6 protein-coding genes are annotated in these 3,391 nt (G+C 44.1%); all 6 read left to right on the forward strand.

Features of this window, described 5'->3' with window-relative positions:
* Positions 1–53 precede the first annotated feature (53 nt).
* Positions 54–1,400 carry a signal recognition particle protein gene (ffh, locus tag PHP90_RS13730; protein WP_299931032.1) on the forward strand — a complete coding sequence of 449 codons (1,347 nt, stop codon included), beginning with the start codon at positions 54–56 and terminating at the stop codon, positions 1,398–1,400.
* A gap of 144 nt (positions 1,401–1,544) precedes the next feature.
* The gene (gene rpsP / locus PHP90_RS13735; protein ID WP_013459360.1) at positions 1,545–1,775 is read left to right on the forward strand and encodes a 30S ribosomal protein S16; all 231 of its coding nucleotides are present in this window, start codon (positions 1,545–1,547) and stop codon (positions 1,773–1,775) included.
* A 2-nt stretch (positions 1,776–1,777) separates the two neighbouring features.
* Positions 1,778–2,017, forward strand: a complete 240-nt coding sequence (locus PHP90_RS13740) for a KH domain-containing protein (protein ID WP_299931038.1) — start codon at positions 1,778–1,780, stop codon at positions 2,015–2,017.
* A complete protein-coding gene (gene rimM / locus PHP90_RS13745) occupies positions 1,998–2,552 on the forward strand; it encodes a ribosome maturation factor RimM (protein ID WP_299931034.1) in 555 nt (184 codons plus the stop codon). Before PHP90_RS13740 ends, rimM begins: the two co-directional genes overlap by 20 nt.
* Positions 2,552–3,247, forward strand: coding sequence for a tRNA (guanosine(37)-N1)-methyltransferase TrmD (trmD, locus tag PHP90_RS13750; protein ID WP_299931036.1), 696 nt, complete (start codon positions 2,552–2,554; stop codon positions 3,245–3,247). The genes rimM and trmD overlap by 1 nt, the downstream gene beginning before the upstream one ends.
* Positions 3,237–3,391: 50S ribosomal protein L19 (locus PHP90_RS13755; RefSeq protein ID WP_299931039.1), on the forward strand; the 155-nt coding region annotated here is incomplete at its 3' end. The genes trmD and PHP90_RS13755, both read left to right, overlap by 11 nt.

Raw genomic sequence — 3,391 nt, forward strand, 5'->3', positions numbered from 1 at the left:
AGTATAATTCGGAAATTTTTACCCCCTGTACAGTTATCATTTAGGAGTTTTTAGTGTTTGATACGCTAACCGAATCGTTTACATCCGCAATACGCAAAATCCGTTTTCACGACGACGAAAAGGCGTTGACCAAGGCACTTGGCGAGCTTAAAAAAGCGTTGTTGAAAGCCGATGTAAATCACAAAGTCGTTAAAGAACTGATCGATTCGGTTGAGATTCAAACCAAACAAAGCGGTATCGGAAAAGATCAATTCCTGGATGCGCTTCGTAAGTCTTTGTACGCTCTTTTGGATGTAAAAGGGAAATCGGGATTCGTTTACGCTCCGGTATCTCCGACTGTTATTTTGATGACGGGGTTACAAGGTTCGGGTAAAACAACAACGACCGGGAAGCTGGCTAACTGGCTTAAAACCCGTCAGAAAAAACGGGTTTTGGTCGTTGCGGCAGACTTACAGCGTCTTGCAGCGGTTGAGCAGCTTCGCCAAGTGTGTGCGGGTATCGATGTTGAACTTTATGCCGATGACGCAACGAAAAATCCGGTAGAAGTAGTCAAAGCAGCGCTTGAGCACGCTAAAAAAGTCTTGGTTGATGTCGTATTGATCGATACTGCCGGACGTTTGGCGATTGATGATGAACTCATGGGTGAACTCGCTGAAGTCAAAGCGGTTGCCAATCCGCATGAGATTTTCTACGTAGCCGACTCATTAAGCGGTCAAGACGCGGTTCGCACCGCCGCAACGTTTAACGAAAAAATCGGCATTGATGGGGTTATACTCACCAAATATGACGGTGATTCCAAAGGGGGCGTAGCTCTCGGTATCGCTTCTCAAATCCAAGTACCGCTTCGATTTATCGGTGCGGGCGAAAAAATGGAAGATCTCGAAATCTTCTTGCCGGATCGTATTGTCAACCGTCTTATGGGATTGGGTGATATCGAGGGATTGGCGGAGAGAACGGCATCCGTTATCGATGAGAAAAAAGCAAAAGCTCTTACTAAAAAGATCAAAAAAGGTGAGTTTAACTTTAACGACTTTTTAGAACAAATGGAGAGCCTCAAAAAAATGGGGAGCATGAAATCCATTATGGGGATGATCCCGGGTATGGGCGGAATGGCTTCCGCGCTCAAAGATTTCGATCTTGAAAACTCAGGTGAACTTAAACGTATAAAAGCGTTGGTTTCATCGATGACAATGAAAGAACGTGAAGATCCCGAATTGCTTAACAACAGCCGAAAGGCACGTTTGGCAAAAGGGTGCGGCCTGGATATCGTTCAGGTTAACCAAATTTTGAAACAATTTAAAAATGCTTCGAAAATGGCAAAACGCTTTTCCGGTAAATCGGGGATGAAAGACCTTCAAAATATGATGGGTCAAATGCAAGGTTCGCGGATACCGCGTTAATCTTGCTCTGCAGGAATGCTAAGCTATAGACTCATCGGAGTTTACAGCTTAGCATTTGAAGCAGCTTAGACGTTTTTCTTTTACTTTTGTGGGTAAAACACTCTTCTAAGCTTCTTGGTGCAAAAAACATTTAAAGGACACACAATGGCAACAGTCATCCGTTTAACCCGTATGGGTCGTAAAAAACAACCTTTCTACCGTATCGCGGTAACCGATAGTCGCAAACGCCGCGACGGTGGTTGGATCGAATTGATCGGGTACTACAATCCGATGACAGATCCTATCACTACAAAAGTAGATGAAGAGCGTCTAAACTATTGGTTGAGCGTTGGTGCTCAAATGTCAGACCGCGTTAAAAAAATTACCGGTAAATAATGATGGTCGCGGACTTCGTCGCAGGTTTTGCTAAGTTAATAGCGTCTTATCCCGAAGAAATTCGGGTGGAGTCGCATGATGGCGACGAAGTGACCGAAATCGTTTTGTACGCCAATCAGGCGGATGTGGGCAAGCTTATCGGAAAAGAGGGTAAGATGATCGGTGCGATCAAAACCGTCATTTCCGGTTGCAAAGCCAAAGACGGGAAAAGTTACCGTATCAATGTCGAACCGCTTTCGTAATTCACCTTCGCAAGATCTCTTGCATGTTGCTACTTTAGGCCGAGTTGTCGGTTTAAAGGGTGATATGAGACTTAACCTCTCTACCGATTTTCCTGAACAATTTAGTGCTAATGCCTCCTTTCTTCTGGAAAACGGTAAAGAAGTGACTCTTACCTCCTATAATCCCGATCGTGAATTGGTTCATTTAAAAGGGATCGATTCCCCGGAAGCGGCCAAAGCTCTGACCAATGCAAAACTCTTTACCACTTTTGAGGCAACACGCGAGCGTTGTAACCTTAGTGAAGGTGAGTTTTTCTGGTTTGATCTTCTCGGTTCCAGTGTTGTCGAGGGTGAGACGCTTCTAGGAAAAGTACAAGAGATTGAACGTATCGGACCATTGGATTATCTTTTGGTGACAACCGATTCGTCGTTTGTTAGCAAAGGGCTTCCCAACACGTTTTTAATCCCTTACATCGATCGATTTGTATTAAGCACTGATGCAACCTCCAAGGTGATTACTGTAGAGGGCGGATTGGATCTGTTAGAGGCGTCGTAATGCATTTTACGTATGTCACTATATTTTCCAATCTTATCGAGGGATATTTTCAGGATTCTATCCTCAAACGGGGTATAGAATCGGGGAAATTTTCAGTTTCGTATCTCAATCCGAGAGACTATAGCGCTTCACGCCACCATAAAGTAGACGATACGGCTGCTGGTGGCGGAGCCGGTATGGTGATGACTCCTCAACCGTTGTTTGATGCTCTTCAAACATTGGACGATGAGTCCCATATTATTTTTGTTGCTCCGGTAGGAAAACAATTTACCCAAAACGATGCCAAACGTCTTGCTACAAAGTCCCATGTGGTCTTTGTAAGCGGACGGTATGAAGGGATTGATGAACGGGTTGTTGAACGCTTTGGTGATGAAGTGTTCAGCATCGGCGATTATGTCCTCACCGGAGGGGAACTTCCCTCTTTGGTTATGACCGATGCAATCGTCCGAAATATCGAAGGAGTTTTGGGAAACAGCGAGTCTTTAGAATACGAGAGTTTCGAATCGCCACTTCTCGAAGCCCCTTCATTCGGAAAACCCCCTGTTTATGAGAATATGAGTGTTCCATCAGAATACTTAAAGGGAAATCACAGTAAAATTCGTGCACTAAAATCGTCTCTGTCTGAATGCAAAACAAAATACTTCAGACCGGAGCAGCTTCAAAAGCATAAAATAAGGACATCTTATGAAAAATAAGTACATTGCAAGTTTCGAGCAAGCACAAATCGCTAGCAAAAACGTTCCTGAGTTCCGCGCGGGTGACACTCTTCGTTTGGCAGTAACCATTAAAGAAGGTGACAAATCACGCGTTCAAAATTATGAAGGTATCTGTATCTCTAT

It is taken from the genome of Sulfuricurvum sp. (assembly GCF_028712165.1).
GTDB lineage: Bacteria > Campylobacterota > Campylobacteria > Campylobacterales > Sulfurimonadaceae > Sulfuricurvum.